The organism is Streptococcus sp. 2100 (assembly GCF_013276335.1).
Classification (GTDB): Bacteria; Bacillota; Bacilli; order Lactobacillales; family Streptococcaceae; genus Streptococcus; species Streptococcus pseudopneumoniae.
In genome coordinates this window covers 31,459-50,280 of record NZ_VMKV01000037.1, presented here as the reverse complement: position 1 = coordinate 50,280, position 18,822 = coordinate 31,459, and the positions used below count along the sequence as shown (strand labels likewise).

At 40.4% G+C, this 18,822-nt stretch carries 19 protein-coding genes and 1 pseudogene; 14 read left to right on the top strand and 6 right to left on the bottom strand.

What is annotated here, in order from left to right; translation table 11 throughout:
* Positions 1 to 205: 205 nt before the first annotated feature.
* From HT669_RS06335 to HT669_RS06295, 9 genes are all read left to right on the top strand, one after another.
* A complete protein-coding gene (locus HT669_RS06335) occupies positions 206 to 619 on the top strand; it encodes a GNAT family N-acetyltransferase (protein ID WP_166731177.1) in 414 nt (137 codons plus the stop codon).
* 429 nt (positions 620 to 1,048) lie between these two features.
* Entirely contained in the window at positions 1,049 to 1,249 is a 201-nt protein-coding gene (locus tag HT669_RS06330) for a F0F1 ATP synthase subunit C (protein ID WP_001054562.1), read from the top strand.
* A gap of 34 nt (positions 1,250 to 1,283) precedes the next feature.
* A complete protein-coding gene (gene atpB / locus HT669_RS06325; protein WP_000392851.1) occupies positions 1,284 to 2,000 on the top strand; it encodes a F0F1 ATP synthase subunit A in 717 nt (238 codons plus the stop codon).
* 13 nt (positions 2,001 to 2,013) lie between these two features.
* Positions 2,014 to 2,508 carry a F0F1 ATP synthase subunit B gene (atpF, locus tag HT669_RS06320; protein ID WP_023941012.1) on the top strand — a complete coding sequence of 165 codons (495 nt, stop codon included), beginning with the start codon at positions 2,014 to 2,016 and terminating at the stop codon, positions 2,506 to 2,508.
* On the top strand, positions 2,508 to 3,044 hold the full coding sequence (locus HT669_RS06315) for a F0F1 ATP synthase subunit delta (RefSeq protein ID WP_023941011.1): 537 nt from the start codon (positions 2,508 to 2,510) through the stop codon (positions 3,042 to 3,044). The genes atpF and HT669_RS06315 overlap by 1 nt, the downstream gene beginning before the upstream one ends.
* Positions 3,045 to 3,058: 14 nt before the next feature.
* On the top strand, positions 3,059 to 4,564 hold the full coding sequence (gene atpA, locus HT669_RS06310; RefSeq protein WP_023941010.1) for a F0F1 ATP synthase subunit alpha: 1,506 nt from the start codon (positions 3,059 to 3,061) through the stop codon (positions 4,562 to 4,564).
* 15 nt (positions 4,565 to 4,579) lie between these two features.
* The gene (locus tag HT669_RS06305; protein WP_000301222.1) at positions 4,580 to 5,458 is read left to right on the top strand and encodes a F0F1 ATP synthase subunit gamma; all 879 of its coding nucleotides are present in this window, start codon (positions 4,580 to 4,582) and stop codon (positions 5,456 to 5,458) included.
* 85 nt (positions 5,459 to 5,543) lie between these two features.
* A complete protein-coding gene (gene atpD / locus HT669_RS06300) occupies positions 5,544 to 6,950 on the top strand; it encodes a F0F1 ATP synthase subunit beta (RefSeq protein ID WP_000094362.1) in 1,407 nt (468 codons plus the stop codon).
* A gap of 10 nt (positions 6,951 to 6,960) precedes the next feature.
* Entirely contained in the window at positions 6,961 to 7,380 is a 420-nt protein-coding gene (locus HT669_RS06295; protein WP_000192870.1) for a F0F1 ATP synthase subunit epsilon, read from the top strand.
* Positions 7,381 to 7,551: 171 nt separating this feature from the next.
* Here HT669_RS06295 and HT669_RS06290 read toward each other — a convergent pair whose 3' ends face one another.
* Positions 7,552 to 8,565 carry a lactonase family protein gene (locus HT669_RS06290; RefSeq protein ID WP_000665626.1) on the bottom strand — a complete coding sequence of 338 codons (1,014 nt, stop codon included), beginning with the start codon at positions 8,563 to 8,565 and terminating at the stop codon, positions 7,552 to 7,554.
* A 143-nt stretch (positions 8,566 to 8,708) separates the two neighbouring features.
* Here HT669_RS06290 and HT669_RS06285 point away from each other — a divergent pair, with 143 nt between their 5' ends.
* The 5 genes from HT669_RS06285 to HT669_RS06265 all read left to right on the top strand — a co-directional run bounded on the left by HT669_RS06285 (position 8,709) and on the right by HT669_RS06265 (position 13,369).
* Positions 8,709 to 9,875 carry an AI-2E family transporter gene (locus tag HT669_RS06285; protein WP_172922306.1) on the top strand — a complete coding sequence of 389 codons (1,167 nt, stop codon included), beginning with the start codon at positions 8,709 to 8,711 and terminating at the stop codon, positions 9,873 to 9,875.
* Complete coding sequence (locus HT669_RS06280) at positions 9,865 to 11,094, top strand: tetratricopeptide repeat protein (protein ID WP_172922305.1); 1,230 nt, start codon at positions 9,865 to 9,867, stop codon at positions 11,092 to 11,094. The genes HT669_RS06285 and HT669_RS06280 overlap by 11 nt, the downstream gene beginning before the upstream one ends.
* A 145-nt stretch (positions 11,095 to 11,239) precedes the next feature.
* A complete protein-coding gene (locus HT669_RS06275) occupies positions 11,240 to 11,881 on the top strand; it encodes an amino acid ABC transporter permease (RefSeq protein ID WP_172922304.1) in 642 nt (213 codons plus the stop codon).
* 9 nt (positions 11,882 to 11,890) lie between these two features.
* A complete protein-coding gene (locus HT669_RS06270; protein ID WP_172922303.1) occupies positions 11,891 to 12,520 on the top strand; it encodes an amino acid ABC transporter ATP-binding protein in 630 nt (209 codons plus the stop codon).
* Between the two features lie 12 nt (positions 12,521 to 12,532).
* Positions 12,533 to 13,369 carry an amino acid ABC transporter substrate-binding protein gene (locus HT669_RS06265; RefSeq protein WP_061438856.1) on the top strand — a complete coding sequence of 279 codons (837 nt, stop codon included), beginning with the start codon at positions 12,533 to 12,535 and terminating at the stop codon, positions 13,367 to 13,369.
* Positions 13,370 to 13,647: 278 nt separating this feature from the next.
* Here the strand turns inward: HT669_RS06265 and HT669_RS06260 are convergent, their stop codons facing one another.
* The 5 genes and pseudogenes from HT669_RS06260 to HT669_RS06240 form a co-directional block, all read right to left on the bottom strand.
* Positions 13,648 to 13,995, bottom strand: coding sequence for a PedC/BrcD family bacteriocin maturation disulfide isomerase (locus tag HT669_RS06260; RefSeq protein ID WP_172922302.1), 348 nt, complete (start codon positions 13,993 to 13,995; stop codon positions 13,648 to 13,650).
* Between the two features lie 110 nt (positions 13,996 to 14,105).
* Complete coding sequence (locus HT669_RS06255) at positions 14,106 to 15,824, bottom strand: phospho-sugar mutase (protein WP_172922301.1); 1,719 nt, start codon at positions 15,822 to 15,824, stop codon at positions 14,106 to 14,108.
* A 311-nt stretch (positions 15,825 to 16,135) separates the two neighbouring features.
* A complete protein-coding gene (locus tag HT669_RS06250) occupies positions 16,136 to 17,074 on the bottom strand; it encodes an Rpn family recombination-promoting nuclease/putative transposase (protein ID WP_172922300.1) in 939 nt (312 codons plus the stop codon).
* A 210-nt stretch (positions 17,075 to 17,284) separates the two neighbouring features.
* Positions 17,285 to 17,629, bottom strand: a pseudogene (locus HT669_RS11160) (hypothetical protein); the annotation flags it as partial.
* Between the two features lie 7 nt (positions 17,630 to 17,636).
* On the bottom strand, positions 17,637 to 18,635 hold the full coding sequence (locus HT669_RS06240; RefSeq protein WP_172922298.1) for an Rpn family recombination-promoting nuclease/putative transposase: 999 nt from the start codon (positions 18,633 to 18,635) through the stop codon (positions 17,637 to 17,639).
* Between the last annotated feature and the right edge of the window lie 187 nt (positions 18,636 to 18,822).

Genomic DNA, 18,822 nt, shown 5'->3' with positions numbered 1-18,822 from the left:
TTTAATTTTAGTTTAGTATGAGCTGACTTCGTCAGTTCTATCTACAACCTCAAAACCATGCTTTGAGCAACCTGTGGCTAGTTTCCTATTTTGCTCTTTGATTTTCATTGAGTATTAGATGTATAGTGCATTGAAGTTAAAATAGTATACTTTGGTTTCTAAGACATTGTTAGAAATTAGATTAAATTCCTTAATCGATTTGCGCATGTTTTATTTTATTTCACTATACTTTAGATTGAAAAATAAGGATTCACATAAATCGCAAGAAATAGGGAATCTGATTCGTGTTTATAACCGTTCAAAAAGAGAGGAAGCTGAAAGTGAGCCACTTAATCTTTATGTCGAAGATGAAAAGGGCAATCTCCTGGCAGGTTTGATAGTAGAGACTTTTAGAAATTGGCTAGAAATCGAGTATTTATTTGTAAAAGAGGAACTGAGAGGGCAAGGAATCGGTTCAAAACTATTGCAGCAAGCAGAAACTGAAGCTAAGAATCGAAACTGTCGTTTTGCCTTTGTCAATACCTACCAGTTTCAAGCTCTTGATTTTTATAAAAGGTATGGCTACAAGGAAGTCTTTAGGTTACAAGACTATCCCTACATTGGGCAAAGATATTATTAGCAAAAGAATCTGTAAGGTGAGTATGGAGGTATAATACAAAGAGAGGCTCGCACATAAGTATGGAGGTGGACTGATGTATATGAGTAACTATCGATAAATACCAGTTATAACCTAGAAATTGTGTCTTTCTGGGCAATATTGGGTACAATGCAATGGCAGCTGAGAAATTGGGAATCAAGGCTTATCGGGTTAAGAAAAGAAGTGATGTGGTTGATATCTTAAAACAATTTATTTAAACTAAAAACTCTCTATCTTTTTAAATTGACATTAATCCGAGATTCCCCTCTCGAGTTTTTCAGAATAGAGTGAAATCCGAAAGAAAATGGAAATAATTTTTATTAAACGCTTCCAATAGCGGTTAAAAGTTGACAAATTTAAATTTTAGGACTACACTAAGTAAGTAAATTTTATTTTAAAGGAGAATTCGTTATGAATTTAACATTTTTAGGCTTATGTATTGCCTGTATGGGCGTATCTGTCGGTGAAGGTTTATTGATGAATGGACTGTTTAAATCAGTAGCACGCCAACCAGATATGCTTTCTGAGTTTCGTAGTTTGATGTTTTTAGGTGTTGCCTTTATTGAAGGAACTTTCTTTGTAACTCTTGTCTTCTCATTTATTATCAAATAAATACATGGAACGAGAAGAAAAGGGAGGATTTTAGATGGAAGAAAGTATTAATCCAATCATCTCTATTGGTCCTGTTATCTTCAATCTGACTATGTTAGCCATGACCTTGTTGATTGTGGGAGTTATTTTTGTCTTTATTTATTGGGCAAGCCGCAATATGACCTTGAAACCCAAAGGAAAGCAAAATGTACTTGAGTATGTCTATGACTTTGTTATTGGATTTACAGAACCTAACATTGGTTCGCGCTACATGAAAGATTACTCACTCTTTTTCCTTTGTTTATTTCTTTTCATGGTGATTGCCAATAACCTTGGCTTAATGACAAAGCTTCAAACGATCGATGGGACTAACTGGTGGAGTTCGCCAACCGCTAATTTACAGTATGACTTAACCTTATCTTTTCTTGTCATTTTGTTGACACATATAGAAAGCGTTCGTCGTCGTGGATTTAAAAAAAGTATAAAATCTTTTATGAGTCCTGTTTTTGTCATACCGATGAATATCTTGGAAGAATTTACAAACTTCTTATCTTTGGCTTTGCGGATTTTTGGGAATATCTTTGCAGGAGAGGTCATGACGAGTTTGTTACTTCTTCTTTCCCACCAAGCTATTTATTGGTATCCAGTAGCCTTTGGAGCTAATTTGGCTTGGACTGCATTTTCTGTCTTTATTTCCTGCATCCAAGCTTATGTCTTTACTCTTTTGACATCTGTGTATTTAGGGAATAAGATTAATATTGAAGAGGAATAGAAAGGAGTAACTGATGCACGTAACAGTAGGTGAATTGATTGGTAATTTTATTTTAATCACTGGCTCTTTTATTCTTTTGCTAGTCTTGATTAAAAAATTTGCATGGTCTAATATTACAGGCATTTTCGAAGAAAGAGCTGAAAAAATTGCTTCAGATATTGACAGAGCTGAAGAAGCCCGTCAAAAAGCAGAAGTATTGGCTCAAAAACGCGAAGATGAATTGGCTGGTAGCCGTAAAGAAGCTAAGACAATCATTGAAAATGCAAAGGAAACAGCTGAGCAAAGTAAGGCTAATATCTTAGCAGATGCTAAACTAGAAGCAGGACGCTTAAAAGAAAAAGCAAACCAAGAAATTGCTCAAAACAAAGCTGAAGCTTTACAAAGCGTTAAGGGTGAGGTAGCAGATTTGACCATCAGCCTAGCTGGTAAAATCATCTCACAAAACCTTGACGGTCATGCCCATAAAGAACTCATTGATCAGTATATCGATCAGCTAGGAGAAGCTTAATGGACAAGAAAACAGTAAAGGTAATTGAAAAATACAGCATGCCTTTTGTCCAATTGGTACTTGAAAAAGGAGAAGAAGCCCGTATCTTTTCAGACTTGACTCAAATCAAGCAAGTTGCTGAAGAAACAGGTTTACCTTCTTTTTTAAAAAAAGTGACAGTAGATGAGTCTGACAAGAAAAAAACGATTGCTTTTTTCCAAGACTCTGTGTCACCTTTATTACAAAACTTTATCCAGGTTCTGGTCTACAATCACAGAGCAAATCTTTTTTATGATGTGCTTGTAGATTGCTTGGACCGACTTGAAAAAGAAACAAATCGATTTGAAGTGACGATTACTGCTGCTCATCCTCTAACTGATGAACAAAAGAGTCGTTTGCTCCCTTTGATTGAGAAGAAAATGTCTCTGAAAGTAAGGAGTGTAAAAGAACAAATCGATGAAAGTCTCATTGGTGGTTTTGTTATTTTTGCCAATCACAAGACAATTGATGTGAGTATTAAACAACAACTTAAAGTTGTTAAAGAAAATTTGAAATAGAAAGTGGTGTTCTTTTGGCAATTAACGCACAAGAAATCAGCGCTTTAATTAAGCAACAAATTGAAAATTTCAAACCCAATTTTGATGTGACTGAAACAGGTGTTGTAACCTATATCGGGGACGGTATCGCGCGTGCTCATGGCCTTGACAATGCCATGAGTGGAGAGTTGTTGATCTTTGAAAACGGCTCTTATGGTATGGCTCAAAACTTGGAGTCAACAGACGTTGGTATTATCATCCTAGGTGACTTTACAGATATTCGTGAAGGCGATACAATCCGCCGTACAGGTAAAATCATGGAAGTCCCAGTAGGTGAAAGTCTGATTGGTCGTGTTGTGGATCCGCTTGGTCGTCCGGTTGACGGTCTGGGAGAAATCCACACTGATAAAACTCGTCCAGTAGAAGCGCCAGCTCCTGGTGTCATGCAACGTAAGTCAGTCTCAGAACCATTGCAAACTGGTTTGAAAGCTATTGACGCCCTTGTACCGATTGGTCGTGGTCAACGTGAGTTGATTATCGGTGACCGTCAGACAGGGAAAACAACCATTGCGATTGATACAATCTTGAACCAAAAAGATCAAGATATGATCTGTATCTATGTCGCAATTGGACAAAAAGAATCAACAGTTCGTACGCAAGTAGAAACACTTCGTCAGTACGGTGCCTTGGACTACACAATCGTTGTGACAGCCTCTGCTTCACAACCATCTCCATTGCTCTTCCTAGCTCCTTATACTGGGGTTGCCATGGCGGAAGAATTTATGTACCAAGGGAAGCATGTTTTGATTGTATACGATGATCTATCAAAACAAGCGGTAGCTTATCGTGAACTGTCACTCTTGCTTCGTCGTCCTCCAGGTCGTGAAGCTTTCCCAGGAGATGTCTTCTACCTTCACAGCCGTTTGCTTGAGCGCTCAGCTAAAGTTTCTGATGAACTTGGTGGTGGATCAATTACAGCTCTACCATTTATCGAGACACAAGCAGGAGATATCTCTGCCTATATCGCAACCAACGTGATTTCTATCACTGATGGACAAATCTTCCTTGGTGATGGTCTCTTCAATGCGGGTATTCGTCCAGCCATCGATGCGGGTTCATCTGTATCGCGTGTAGGTGGTTCTGCACAAATCAAAGCCATGAAGAAGGTTGCTGGTACACTTCGTATCGACCTTGCTTCATACCGTGAGTTGGAAGCTTTCACTAAGTTTGGTTCTGACTTGGACGCAGCAACACAGGCTAAGTTGAACCGTGGACGTCGTACCGTTGAGGTCTTGAAACAACCTGTTCACAAACCCTTACCTGTTGAGAAACAAGTAACCATTCTCTATGCTTTGACACATGGTTTCTTGGATACTGTTCCAGTAGATGATATTGTTCGTTTCGAGGAAGAGTTCCATGCCTTCTTTGACGCTCAACATCCAGATATTTTGGAAACCATTCGTGATACAAAAGACTTGCCAGAAGAAGCAGTCTTGGATGCTGCGATTACAGAGTTTCTCAATCAATCTAGCTTCCAATAAGAATAGAGGTGTCAGATGGCAGTATCTCTAAATGATATTAAAACAAAAATCGCCTCAACAAAAAATACGAGTCAAATCACTAATGCCATGCAAATGGTATCAGCTGCTAAGCTAGGTCGCTCTGAAGAAGCTGCTCGCAACTTCCAAGTTTACGCTCAGAAAGTTCGCAAACTTTTGACAGATATTCTTCATGGTAATGGAGCTGGTGGCTCAACCAATCCCATGCTGATTAGCCGTCCTGTGAAGAAGACAGGCTATATCGTCATTACTTCAGATCGCGGTTTGGTTGGAGGGTATAATTCTTCTATTCTGAAAGCCGTTATGGAGTTGAAAGAAGAATACCACCCAGACGGTACAGGTTTTGAAATGATCTGTATCGGTGGAATGGGAGCTGATTTCTTTAAGGCTCGTGGTATTCAACCACTTTATGAATTACGTGGCTTGGCGGATCAGCCTAGCTTTGATCAAGTTCGTAAGATTATTTCAAAAACTGTTGAAATGTACCAAAATGAACTCTTTGATGAACTCTATGTTTGCTACAACCACCATGTCAATACGCTAACCAGTCAAATGCGTGTGGAACAAATGCTTCCGATTGTTGACTTGGATCCAAATGAAGCGGATGAAGACTACAGCTTGACTTTTGAATTGGAAACCAGCCGAGAAGAAATTTTGGAGCAGTTGTTGCCTCAGTTTGCAGAAAGTATGATTTACGGTGCCATTATCGATGCCAAGACAGCTGAGAATGCTGCTGGTATGACAGCCATGCAAACAGCGACTGATAATGCTAAGAAAGTCATCAATGATTTGACAATTCAGTATAACCGTGCCAGACAGGCGGCGATTACACAAGAAATTACAGAAATCGTAGCAGGTGCTAGTGCCTTAGAATAGGCTCTAGTCCAGCTCGTATGAAAATGAACTTAGGACCTAGTTGAACTAGGAACCGACAGTATCTTATATAGAATAGGAGAAGGAGATGAGTTCAGGTAAAATTGCTCAGGTTATCGGTCCCGTTGTAGACGTCTTGTTTGCAGCAGGGGAAAAACTTCCTGAGATTAACAATGCACTTGTCGTCTACAAAAATGACGAAAGAAAAACAAAAATCGTCCTTGAAGTAGCCTTAGAGTTGGGAGATGGTATGGTTCGTACTATCGCCATGGAATCAACAGATGGTTTGACTCGTGGAATGGAAGTATTGGACACAGGTCGTCCAATCTCTGTACCAGTAGGTAAAGAAACTTTGGGACGTGTCTTCAACGTTTTGGGAGATACCATTGACTTGGAAGCTCCTTTTACAGAAGACGCAGAGCGTCAGCCAATTCATAAAAAAGCTCCAACTTTTGATGAATTGTCTACCTCTTCTGAAATCCTTGAAACAGGGATCAAGGTTATCGACCTTCTTGCCCCTTACCTTAAAGGTGGTAAAGTTGGACTCTTCGGTGGTGCCGGAGTTGGTAAAACCGTCTTAATCCAAGAATTGATTCACAACATTGCCCAAGAACACGGTGGTATTTCAGTATTTACCGGTGTTGGGGAACGTACTCGTGAGGGGAATGACCTTTACTGGGAAATGAAAGAATCAGGCGTTATTGAGAAAACAGCCATGGTCTTTGGTCAGATGAATGAGCCACCAGGAGCACGTATGCGTGTTGCCCTTACTGGTTTGACAATCGCTGAATACTTCCGTGATGTAGAAGGCCAAGACGTGCTTCTCTTTATTGATAATATCTTCCGTTTCACTCAGGCTGGTTCAGAAGTATCTGCCCTTTTGGGTCGTATGCCATCAGCCGTTGGTTACCAACCAACCCTTGCTACGGAAATGGGTCAATTGCAAGAGCGTATTACATCAACTAAGAAGGGGTCTGTAACCTCTATCCAGGCTATCTATGTGCCAGCGGATGACTATACTGACCCAGCGCCAGCAACAGCCTTCGCTCACTTGGATTCAACAACAAACTTGGAACGTAAGTTGGTACAATTGGGTATCTACCCAGCCGTTGACCCACTTGCTTCAAGTTCACGTGCCTTGGCACCTGAAATCGTTGGAGAAGAGCACTATGCAGTTGCTGCAGAAGTAAAACGTGTCCTTCAACGTTACCATGAATTGCAAGATATCATTGCTATCCTTGGTATGGATGAGCTTTCTGATGAAGAAAAGACCTTGGTGGCTCGTGCCCGTCGTATCCAGTTCTTCTTGTCACAAAACTTCAACGTTGCGGAACAATTTACTGGCCAGCCAGGTTCTTATGTTCCAGTTACTGAAACGGTACGTGGCTTTAAGGAAATCCTTGATGGTAAATACGACCACTTGCCAGAAGATGCCTTCCGTGGTGTAGGTTCTATCGAAGATGTGATTGCAAAAGCTGAAAAAATGGGATTTTAAGAGGTGATCTATGACTCAGTTAACTGTCCAGATCGTGACACCAGATGGTCTCGTCTATGATCACCATGCCAGCTATGTATCGGTTCGAACTCTGGATGGTGAGATGGGGATCTTGCCACGACATGAAAATATGATTGCGGTTTTAGCAGTTGATGAAGTAAAGGTGAAACGTATTGATGACGAAGATCACGTGAACTGGATTGCAGTAAATGGCGGTGTTATTGAAATTGCCAATGATATGATCACAATCGTCGCTGACTCTGCAGAACGTGCTCGTGATATCGATATCAGTCGTGCAGAACGTGCCAAACTTCGTGCAGAACGTGCAATTGAAGAAGCACAAGACAAACACTTGATTGACCAAGAACGTCGTGCGAAGATTGCGCTGCAACGTGCCATTAACCGTATTAATGTCGGAAATAGACTATAAGAAAAAATGAACTTGAAAATTCCAAGTTCATTTTTTTATGGTGTTTTATACTCAATAAAAATCAAAAAGCAAACATAGGAAGTTAGCCATAGGTTGCTCAAAACACAGNNTCAGTAACCATACCTACGGTAAGGCGACGCTGACGTGGTTTGAAGAGATTTTTGAAGAGTATTAAGGAGCAAAACGGATGCAGACTGCTTCGGGAACATGGAAGTCGTTGGAGAGTTCTGCTAGACGACCATTGTCACAATTACGTTTAAAGACAGTTGCATTGTCAGAGTCTTGGTGGACAGCAATGAGAAATTTTTGGTCAGGTGTCAAATCAAAATCACGTGGAGTCTGACCATGTGTTGGAACGATTTCTAATAACTCTAAGCTACCGTCCGCAAGGATGGTATATACTGCGATAGAATCATGACCACGGTTAGAAGCGTAGAGGTATTTACCGTCTTTAGAGAGACGAATAGCAGCGGTTCCATTAAAGCCTTCATAACCGTCTGGTAAAGTTGAAATAACCTGCATACGTTCAAATTCGCCAACACCATCGTAGATTAAAACCTCGATAGTACTATTGAGTTCACAAATCAGATAAGCGATTTTATAGTGGTTATGGAAAACGATATGGCGTGAGCCTGCTCCTGGCTGGCTGTGATAGGTGTAGAGCTTAGATAATTTTCCTTCTTGGTCAAGGTCATAAGTGATGACTTGGTCAGTACCCAAATCGCAGGTCACTAGATAGTGGTCAGGTGTTAAATCTGTATAGTGAACATGAGGAGATGCTTGATTTTCATGTGGACCTTGGCCACTGTGTTGATCTACATCACTAAGTAAAAGGCTCCCATCCTTCTGACGTTTATAAACCAGTACCTGTCCTTTATGGTAGTTGGCTGCATAGACCAAATTACGCTTTTCATCGACAGCAACATAACAGTGGGGAGCTCCTTCCTCAACGACATGATTTAACACAGTCCCGTCAGTTTGATAGGCTGCAATTCCCCCCTTATCGTCTTGACTACCAACGGTGTATAAATGTTGGTGCTGGTCAAAGGCAAGGTAGGTTGGACTTGGTTCAGCTGCAAAAAGTTCTAGGTTTGAAAGCTGACCAGTTTCTGTATCAAAGTCAGCCTTGTAAATCCCTTGGGAAGTACGACGTGTGTAAGTTCCAAAATAAACAGTTTCTTTCATAACTTTACCTCTATATAAAGATAAGACTATTATATCACAAAAACAAGCCAATTAAAGACATCCAATTAGATGTAAGCACTTTAAAAAAGAGTTATTTTGATTTAAAAATGGTATAATGAGAGAACGATAGAAAGGAAGTATTTATGGAACAAAAAGAGAAACATTTTAGCCTGTCTTGGTTTTTCAAGTGGTTTTTGGATAACAAGGCCATTACGGTATTTTTGGTAACCTTATTATTGGGACTGAATCTTTTTATTTTAAGTAAGATTAGTTTTCTATTTTCACCTGTTTTAGACTTTTTGGCAGTTGTGATGCTGCCAGTTATTCTATCTGGTTTACTATATTATTTATTAAATCCTATTGTTGATTGGATGGAGAAGCATAAGGTGAATCGTGTCATAGCTATCACTATTGTCTTTGTCATCATCGCTATCTTTATCATTTGGGGCTTGGCAGTAGCTATTCCAAATCTGCAACGTCAGGTTTTGACCTTTGCAAGAAACGTTCCTGTTTACTTAGAAGATATAGATAGGATTGTTAATGGATTGGTAGCCCAGCACCTGCCAGATGATTTCAGACCTCAGTTAGAGCAGGTTTTGACAAACTTCTCTAGTCAGGCTACAGTTTGGGCAAGTAAAGTTTCATCTCAGGCAGTCAACTGGGTGAGTGCCTTTATTAGCGGGGCTTCTCAAGTGATTGTTGCCTTGATTATCGTTCCTTTTATGCTCTTTTATCTCTTGCGTGATGGGAAAGGCTTGCGTAACTATTTGACCCAATTTATGCCGACAAAATTGAAGGAACCTGTTGGACAAGTTTTATCAGATGTGAATCAACAGTTGTCCAACTATGTTCGAGGGCAAGTAACAGTGGCTATTATTGTAGCAGTAATGTTTATGATCTTCTTTAAGATTATCGGTCTACGTTATGCGGTTACGCTTGGTGTTACTGCTGGTATTTTAAATCTGGTTCCTTATCTTGGTAGCTTCCTAGCCATGCTTCCTGCCCTAGTATTGGGCTTGATTGCTGGACCAGTCATGCTTTTGAAAGTAGTGATTGTCTTTATCGTAGAACAAACTATTGAAGGTCGTTTTGTCTCTCCATTGATTTTGGGAAGTCAATTAAATATCCATCCCATTAATGTTCTCTTTGTTTTGTTAACTTCAGGATCTATGTTTGGTATCTGGGGAGTCTTACTCGGTATTCCAGTTTATGCCTCTGCTAAGGTTGTCATTTCAGCCATTTTCGAATGGTATAAGGTAGTCAGTGGTCTATATGAATTAGAGGGCGAGGAAGTCAAAAGTGAACAATAGTCAACAGATGTTACAATCTTTGGAAGAGCAAGATTTAGCCAAGGCTGAGTATTATTTCGCCGAAGCTTTAGAAAATGATTCAAGTGATCTTCTGTATGAGTTGGCAACTTATCTTGAAGGGATTGGTTTTTATCCTCAGGCCAAGGAAATTTACCTGAAAATCGTAGAGGACTTTCCAGAGGTTCATCTTAATCTAGCAGCAATCGCTAGCGAGGATGGTCAAATAGAAGAAGCCTTTGCCTATCTAGAGGAAATCCAAGCTGACAGTGACTGGTATATTTCGGCTTTGGCGCTTAAAGCAGACCTTTACCAGCTGGAAGGTTTGACAGATGTAGCGCGTGAGAAACTGCTGGAGGCTTTGACCTACTCAGAGGATCCTCTCTTGATATTGGGCTTAGCAGAGTTGGATAGTGAGTTGGAAAATTACCAAGAGGCTATTCAAGGCTATGCCCAGTTAGATAATCGCTCGATTTATGAGCAAACAGGCATTTCTACCTATCAACGAATTGGCTTTGCCTATGCTCAGTTAGGGAAATTTGAAACGGCCACAGAGTTTTTAGAAAAAGCTCTGGAGTTAGAATACGATGACCTAACAGCTTTTGAGTTGGCCAGTCTTTACTTTGATCAAGAAGAATACCAAAAGGCTGTCCTCTATTTTAAGCAGATCGATATCATTTCTCCTGACTTTGAAGGCTATGAATATGGTTATAGCCAGGCCTTACATAAGGAACACCAAGTTCAAGAAGCCCTGCGTATCGCTAAGCAAGGCTTAGAGAAAAATCCCTTTGAAACTCGCCTCTTGCTGGCTGCTTCACAATTTTCTTATGAATTGCATGATGCTAGTGGAGCAGAGAACTACCTCCTTACTGCTAAAGAAGATGCTGAGGATACGGAAGAAATCTTACTCCGTCTAGCAACTATTTATCTGGAGCAGGAGCGTTATGAGGATATTCTAGACTTGCAAAGTGAGGAGCCAGAAAATCTCTTGACCAAGTGGATGATTGCTCGTTCCTATCAAGAAATAGACGATTTGGATACTGCCTATGAGCATTACCAAGAGTTGTCAGGAGATTTGAAGGACAATCCAGAGTTTCTGGAACACTATATCTACCTCTTGCGTGAATTGGGCTACTTTGAGGAAGCAAAAGTCAATGCACAAGCTTACTTAAAACTGGTTCCAGATGATGTGCAAATGCAAGAACTGTTTGAGAGATTGTAAGAATGTTTAAACATATAGAACTGTAGTTTATCTCTTTTGATAGCTACGGTTTTTATTTGTATATGATAGAATTTTTTTGCAAAAATGGTTGGTTATTTTGTTTATTCATGCTATAATAGGAACAATTACTTTTAGGAGGTGCAGTATGTCTTATTTATTTGAGATATTACCGAGTTTACTGAATGGTGCGAGCACGACTGTACAGGTCTTTGCACTGGTCTTGCTATTTTCGATTCCTTTGGGCGTTTTGATTGCCTTTGCCTTGCAAGTCCACTGGAAGCCCCTCCATTATCTGATTAACATTTACATCTGGATTATGCGGGGAACCCCCTTACTCTTGCAACTGATTTTTATTTATTATGTGCTTCCAAGTATTGGGATTCGTTTAGACCGCCTTCCTGCTGCCATTATTGCCTTTGTTCTCAACTATGCAGCTTACTTTGCAGAAATTTTCCGTGGAGGAATTGACACTATTCCAAGAGGACAGTATGAGGCTGCCAAGGTCTTGAAGTTTAGTCCCTTTGCCACAGTACGCCATATTATCTTGCCTCAGGTGACCAAGATTGTTCTTCCTAGTGTCTTTAATGAGGTTATGAGTTTGGTAAAGGATACTTCTCTGGTCTATGCTCTAGGAATTTCAGATCTTATCTTGGCTAGTCGAACAGCTGCTAACCGCGATGCTAGTCTGGTTCCTATGTTCTTGGCAGGTGCCATTTACTTGATTTTAATTGGGATTGTGACAATTATTTCCAAAAAAGTTGAGAAGAAGTACAGTTATTATAGATAGGAGGTTGCCATGTTAGAATTACGAAATATCAATAAGAAATTTGGAGACAAACAAATCCTGTCTGATTTCAGTCTAAGTATTCCTGAAAAGCAAATCCTGGCTATTGTTGGACCTTCTGGTGGAGGTAAGACGACCCTCTTACGTATGCTTGCAGGTCTTGAAACCATTGATTCAGGGCAAATCTTTTATAATGGACAACCTTTAGAGCTGGATGAATTGCAGAAGCGCAATCTACTGGGATTTGTATTCCAAGATTTTCAACTATTCCCTCATTTATCAGTTCTGGAAAATTTGACCTTATCGCCTGTGAAGACCATGGGAATGAAGCAGGAGGAGGCTGAGAAGAAGGCGCGTGGTCTCTTGGAACAGTTAGGACTAGGAGGGCATGCAGACGCCTATCCATTTTCACTATCTGGTGGGCAAAAGCAGCGGGTGGCCTTGGCGCGTGCTATGATGATTGACCCAGAAATCATTGGCTATGATGAACCAACTTCTGCCCTAGATCCAGAATTGCGCTTGGAAGTGGAAAAACTAATCTTGCAAAATAGGGAACTTGGTATGACACAGATTGTGGTAACCCACGATTTGCAGTTTGCTGAAAATATCGCAGATGTATTATTGAAAGTAGAACCTAAATAGGAGGAAAAATGGATGAAAAAATGGATGCTTGTATTAGTCAGTCTAATGACTGCTTTGTTCTTAGTAGCTTGTGGAAAAAATGCTAGCGAAACTAGTGGAGATAATTGGTCTAAGTACGAGTCTAACAAGTCTATTACTATTGGATTTGATAGCACTTTTGTTCCAATGGGATTTGCTCAGAAAGATGGTTCTTATGCAGGATTTGATATTGATTTAGCTACAGCTGTTTTTGAAAAATACGGAATCACAGTAAACTGGCAACCGATTGATTGGGATTTGAAAGAAGCTGAATTGACAAAAGGAACGATTGATCTGATTTGGAATGGCTATTCTGCTACAGATGAACGCCGTGAAAAGGTGGCTTTCAGTAACTCATATATGAAGAATGAGCAGGTATTGGTTACGAAGAAGTCATCTGGTATCACGACTGCAAAGGATATGGCTGGAAAGACATTAGGAGCTCAAGCTGGTTCATCTGGTTATGCGGACTTTGAAGCAAACCCAGCGATTTTAAAGGATATTGTCGCTAATAAGGAAGCGAATCAATACCAAACCTTTAATGAAGCCTTGATTGATTTGAAAAATGATCGAATTGACGGTCTATTGATTGACCGTGTCTATGCAAACTATTATTTAGAAGCAGAAGGTGTTTTAAACGATTATAATGTCTTTACAGTTGGACTAGAAACAGAAGCTTTTGCGGTTGGAGCCCGTAAGGAAGATACAACTCTGGTTAAGAAGATAAATGAAGCTTTTTCTAGTCTTTACAAGGACGGCAAGTTCCAAGAAATCAGCCAAAAATGGTTTGGAGAAGATGTAGCAACCAAAGAAGTAAAAGAAGGACAGTAAGATAAAATAGTGGCTGAGACTGCGTTTTGATTAGCAAAACGCAGTTTTTTGTAATCTAGGAAAACGATAATAGCGATTGAATCTGGATAATTGAATATGGAATAGCCCACTGTGATTTCTAAACCATTGTTAAAAATTGATTTGACTTCCAAAATTAAAATGTTCTGTAATGAAATGCTGATGTAACTGTTTTAGGAACAATAAAACGCATAATATCAAGGTTTTCTGGCACCTTATATTATGCGTTTTTGTGATTTTAAGACTTGTTAGCTGATTTTTTACAATCCTGCGAAATCTTTGATTTCTTGTGCTGACATTGAAGAGTCGCAACGGACGTTGATTTGTCCATCTGCAACGTGAACAAAGCCTGGTACAGTTGGGATTCCATAGCGTGAGCGGAATGCTTGCAACTCATTGAGTTGGCTTGCTTCTTCACTATTGATGAAGTAGATGTGAGCTTTGGTTTCAGCTACGACACCTGCCAATGTACCTGCAAATTTACGGCAGTAAGGGCAAGTTTTGCGACCGATAAAGAAGGTTGCAGTTTCTTTTTTATCAAGAGATTCTTGCGCACGCGCAACTGTAGTGACTTCAAGATCTTTGATGTTATCTAAAAATTGTTCCATGAGATTACCTCGCTTTCATTGATATGTCTAGTATGCCATAAAGTTTCTAAAATTGCTTAGATTTGATACGAAAAAAAGATGAGATTGGTTGGTCTCATCTTTTTAGATCTTTATTTTACAAAAGCATTGATTTCTGCTTCGATATTAGCAATCTTAGTTTGTGATTCTTCGTTTGTTTTCCCTACAACTGCAATGTAGAACTTGATTTTTGGTTCTGTACCTGAAGGGCGAACAGCAATCCATGAACCGTCAGCAAGTGTGTATTTCAACACGTCACTTGGAGGAGTTGTCAAGTTTGTAACGGTACCGTCAGCAGCAGTAGCTGTTTGAGCTTTGAAGTCTTCTACGACAGTGATAGCTGTTGCATTCCATTCTTTTGGAGCATTGTTGCGGAATTTAGCCATAATTGCTTTGATTTGTTCAGCACCATCCACACCTGAAAGGGTAACAGAGATAGTTTTTTCTGCGTAGTAACCGTACTCTTTGTAGATTTCTTCGATACCGTCAGCAAGTGTCAAACCGCGTGAACGGTAGTAGGCAGCAAGTTCAGCAACGACAAGAACGGCTTGGATAGCATCTTTATCACGTACGAATGGTTTAATCAAGTAACCGAAGCTTTCTTCAAATCCCATCATGTAAGTGTGATTGTGTTTTTCTTCGAATTCTTGGATTTTTTCAGCGATAAATTTGAAACCTGTCAAAACGTTGAACATGGTTGCACCGTAGCTTTCAGCAATCTTCGTTACCAAGTCAGTTGATACGATAGATTTGCAGAGGGCTGCATTTTCAGGAAGAGTTCCAGCGTTTTTGTGGGCTTCCAAGATGTATTTTGCCATGATAGCACCGATTTGGTTACCTGAAAGGTTGAGGTAGCTACCATCTTTTTGAAGAACTTCAACACCAACACGGTCAGCATCAGGGTCAGTTGCGACAAGAACATCTGCACCAACTTGACGACCAAGTTCTTCAGCAAGGGCAAAGGCTGCTTGGCTTTCTGGGTTTGGAGATTTTACAGTTGAGAAGTCAGGATCAGCAGTTGCTTGAGCTTCTACGACTTGAACAGAGTCAAATCCTGCTTGGGCAAGAGCACGACGAGCCAACATTTCACCAGTACCATGAAGTGGTGTGTAGACAATTTTCATGTCTTTACCGAATTCTTCAATCAAGGCTGGGTTGATGTTTACGTCCTTAACCTCTTTAAGGTATTCTACGTCAACAGCTTCACCGATAACTTCAATCAAGCCAGAAGCTTTTTCAGTTTCCACATCAGCAACTTCAACTGCAAATGGGTTTTCGATTGCACGGATATAAGTAGTCAAAGCGTCCGCATCGTGTGGAGGCATTTGTCCACCGTCTTCACCGTAAACCTTGTAACCGTTAAATGGAGCAGGGTTGTGGCTGGCTGTGACCATGATACCTGCGAAACAGTTGAGGTGACGAACTGCAAATGATAGTTCTGGAGTTGGACGAAGGCTTTCAAATACGTAAGATTTGATACCGTGTTTAGCAAGAACTGCCGCAGATTCAAAGGCAAACTCAGGTGAGAAGTGACGGCTATCGTAGGCGATTGCTACACCGCGTTCTTTTTCGTTTCCACCTTTTGACTCAATCAAACGAGCCAATCCCTCAGTAGCTTGACGAACAACATAGATGTTGATGCGGTTTGTACCAGCGCCAATCAAGCCACGCATCCCTGCAGTACCAAATTCAAGATTTGTATAGAAGGCATCCTCCTTTGTTTTTTCGTCCATATTTTCCAAATCTTGGCGAAGGTAGTCAGGAAGCTCCGCAAAATCAACCCATTTCTGGTAATTTTCTTGGTAAGACATTAACATTCTCCTTTATTTTTAAAACATTTAATCAGTTTGATTATATCATTTTTTTTAGTTTTAGTAAAACCTTATCTGCTTCGAAAATCTCTTCAAACCAGGTCAGATTGAATTTGGGGTTTATACGATGTTGAGGCTAGGAAAAATTCAATCTCAGTAAAAAAGTAAGTCTTCTCATAATAAAANNTTTTATTATGAGAAGACTTTTACCCAGCCTTTTTATACCCAACCTCAAAACAGTGTTTGGAGTAATCTGTGACTCGACATTTAGTTCTAAGAATGCCATCTTGACCAGATGGTTTTCTTGACCGTTATTGGTGATAATCTTCTAGCAAGGCTTCAAACTCAGACACGGTCATGCCTAATTGCTCACTCGCAACCTCAGGTGTTAGAAGACCTTGACGTACTAGATTTACTAAACCTACTTTTAATCCTTCTTCTCGTCCTTGTTCACGACCCTCTGCACGACCACGTTCAAGACCTCTCTCTAACCCTTTCTCCTCCGCTTGTTCCAAGGCATAGTCCTGTGCTAACAAGGCTTGTTCTTCACGCATACGTAGTTGACTAAACATTTTCCTGTCCTCCTCGGACCAGCTCTTGTAGTCCAGCAGTTGGTCTGCTTGGCTGATGGCTCGCTCAGGTTGCTGGGTAAAGGGTTTATTCCCGAAAAACTCCAACCACGGCTTGCGAACCTCGTCTTTGCTGGTTTCTCTGTATTTTTTAAGTTCTAAGAACGCCATCTTAACAAGATGGTTTTCTTGACCGTTACTTGTGATGGTTAAGGCTTCACCTGTCGTGTCCTCTCGCATGCTAAAACTGTGGAAAGCCAAATCATCTGAGAAATAATTGCTGTCCACGATTGCGATAGCGTATACTGGTGCAATATGTTTGTAGCTCTGGTGTGTATCACCTTCTCGTTGGCGAATTTTTTCAAGATTTTGATTGACCTGACTGCATAGGTAAGCCCACAGGCGATTGATGAAAAAATTCTGATGATGCACCTGAATCTCAATAATTACCTGAGTGCCATTGTCCAACTCCGCCAAGACGTCTATACTGGTATAGAAATCCTGCGCCGAGTAGGGCAGGGAAGGCAAGACGTGAATATTGCTTCCCTCCAAAATGGTTACATTTTTTGCTGGCAAGTCCAGCATATCGCGGATAAATTGACAAGTGATTTCTGGATTGCTAAAGATTTTCTTAGCAACCAAGTCATTAGTTGGGCTAATGCCCGGATGACGTAAGGTCATATTCTTTCTCCTTTCATTATAGCACATTTTTTAATCTAATTTGCTAGATTCTATGCTTCTATCTATTTATTCGGAAAAGAAAGGGAAAAGTTCAAACTTTCCTGAAAATAGCAATACATTAAGTAAAAAAAGATAGCCAAACTCTTTCCATCAAGAAATTTAGCTATCTTTTTTAGGTTGTTTTAAGATTGCATAACGCTTACAGATTTCTCACTTATGTTCTTTCAACAGTGCCTCAAACTCAGCCACAGTCATGCCTAACTGCTGGCTGGCAATCTCAGGTGTTAAAAGATGCTGGTGAACGAGATTTACTAATCCTTTTTTCAGTCCTTTTTCCTCAGCTTGTTCCAAAGCATAGTCCTGTGCTAACAAGGCTTGTTCTTCTCGCATACGTAGTTGACTAAACATCTTCCTGTCCTCCTCGGACCAGCTCTTGTAGCTTAGCAGTTGGGATGCTTGGCTGATAGCTCGCTCGGGTTCTTGGGTAAAGGGCTTGTTGCCGAAAAACTCCAACCACGGCTTGCGAGCCTTGTCTTTGCTGGTTTCGCTGTATTTTTAGGTCTTATTTATGATGGTCTTTCAATAGCTCTTCAAACTCAGCCACGGTCATTCCTAACTGCTGGCTGGCAACCTCGGAAGTCAGAAGACCTTGACGTACTAGATTTACTAAACCTACTTTTAATCCTTCTTCTCGTCCTTGTTCACGACCCTCTGCACGACCACGTTCAAGACCACGCTCTAAACCTTGTTCAATCCCCTCTGTACGACCACGTTCAAGACCTTCTGCACGACCTCTCTCTAAACCTTTTTCTTCAGCTTGTTCCAAGGCATAGTCCTGTGCTAACAAGGCTTGTTCTTCTCGCATACGTAGTTGACTAAACATTTTCCTGTCCTCCTCGGACCAGCTCTTGTAGTCCAGCAGTTGATCTGCTTGACTGATGGCTCGCTCAGGTTGCTGAGTAAAGGGTTTGTTGCCGAAAAACTCTAACCACGGTTTGCGAATGCTATCTTTGCTGGTTTCTCTGTATTTTTTTAGTTCCAAGAACGCCATCTTGACCAGATGGTTTTCTTGACCGTTATTTGTGATAGTTAAAACCTCACCTGTCGTGTCTTCGCGCATGCTGAAACTGTGGAAAGCTAAGTCATCTTGAAAATAATTACTGTCCACGATAGCGATAGCATATACTGGTGCAATATGTTTGTAACTCTGGTGTGTATCACCTTCACGTTGGCGAATTTTTTCTAGGTTTTGATTGACCTGACTGCACAGATAAGCCCACAGGCGATTGATGAAAAAATTCTGATGATGCACTTGAATCTCAATAATAACCTGCGTGCCATTGTCCAACTCTGCCAAGACGTCTATACTGGTATAGAAATCCTGAGCCGAGTAAGGCATGGAAGGCAAGACATGAATATTACTTCCCTCCAAAATCGTCACATTTTTTGCTGGCAAGTCCAGCATATCGCGGATAAATTGACAAGTGATTTCTGGATTGCTGAATATTTTCTTAGCAACCAAATCGTTGGTCGGGCTAATGCCCGGATGACGTACAGTCATATTTCTTCTCCTTTCATTATAGCACATTTTTTAATCTAGGCTCACTAGATTCTATGCTTCTATCTATTTATTCGTAAAAAGTAGAAAAAGAGTAGAAAAAATGTCAAATTGTCTCATTTTTAAAGAAATAAGTGTAAAAGTTAATGGAAATCCAAAAGCAAGCTGGAAAGGTCTCAAAGCGCAGTGC

Coding starts and splice junctions, on each gene's coding strand:
- HT669_RS06285 (WP_172922306.1), top strand. CDS start 8,709: ATGGAACAAAAAGAGAAACATTTTAGCCTGTCTTGGTTTTTCAAGTGG.
- HT669_RS06295 (WP_000192870.1), top strand. CDS start 6,961: ATGACTCAGTTAACTGTCCAGATCGTGACACCAGATGGTCTCGTCTAT.
- HT669_RS06255 (WP_172922301.1), bottom strand. CDS start 15,824: ATGTCTTACCAAGAAAATTACCAGAAATGGGTTGATTTTGCGGAGCTT.
- atpD (WP_000094362.1), top strand. CDS start 5,544: ATGAGTTCAGGTAAAATTGCTCAGGTTATCGGTCCCGTTGTAGACGTC.
- atpF (WP_023941012.1), top strand. CDS start 2,014: ATGCACGTAACAGTAGGTGAATTGATTGGTAATTTTATTTTAATCACT.
- HT669_RS06240 (WP_172922298.1), bottom strand. CDS start 18,635: ATGACTGTACGTCATCCGGGCATTAGCCCGACCAACGATTTGGTTGCT.
- HT669_RS06335 (WP_166731177.1), top strand. CDS start 206: ATGTTTTATTTTATTTCACTATACTTTAGATTGAAAAATAAGGATTCA.
- HT669_RS06315 (WP_023941011.1), top strand. CDS start 2,508: ATGGACAAGAAAACAGTAAAGGTAATTGAAAAATACAGCATGCCTTTT.
- HT669_RS06250 (WP_172922300.1), bottom strand. CDS start 17,074: ATGACCTTACGTCATCCGGGCATTAGCCCAACTAATGACTTGGTTGCT.
- HT669_RS06270 (WP_172922303.1), top strand. CDS start 11,891: ATGTTAGAATTACGAAATATCAATAAGAAATTTGGAGACAAACAAATC.
- HT669_RS06260 (WP_172922302.1), bottom strand. CDS start 13,995: ATGGAACAATTTTTAGATAACATCAAAGATCTTGAAGTCACTACAGTT.
- atpB (WP_000392851.1), top strand. CDS start 1,284: ATGGAAGAAAGTATTAATCCAATCATCTCTATTGGTCCTGTTATCTTC.
- HT669_RS06305 (WP_000301222.1), top strand. CDS start 4,580: ATGGCAGTATCTCTAAATGATATTAAAACAAAAATCGCCTCAACAAAA.
- HT669_RS06330 (WP_001054562.1), top strand. CDS start 1,049: ATGAATTTAACATTTTTAGGCTTATGTATTGCCTGTATGGGCGTATCT.
- HT669_RS06275 (WP_172922304.1), top strand. CDS start 11,240: ATGTCTTATTTATTTGAGATATTACCGAGTTTACTGAATGGTGCGAGC.
- HT669_RS06290 (WP_000665626.1), bottom strand. CDS start 8,565: ATGAAAGAAACTGTTTATTTTGGAACTTACACACGTCGTACTTCCCAA.
- HT669_RS06265 (WP_061438856.1), top strand. CDS start 12,533: ATGAAAAAATGGATGCTTGTATTAGTCAGTCTAATGACTGCTTTGTTC.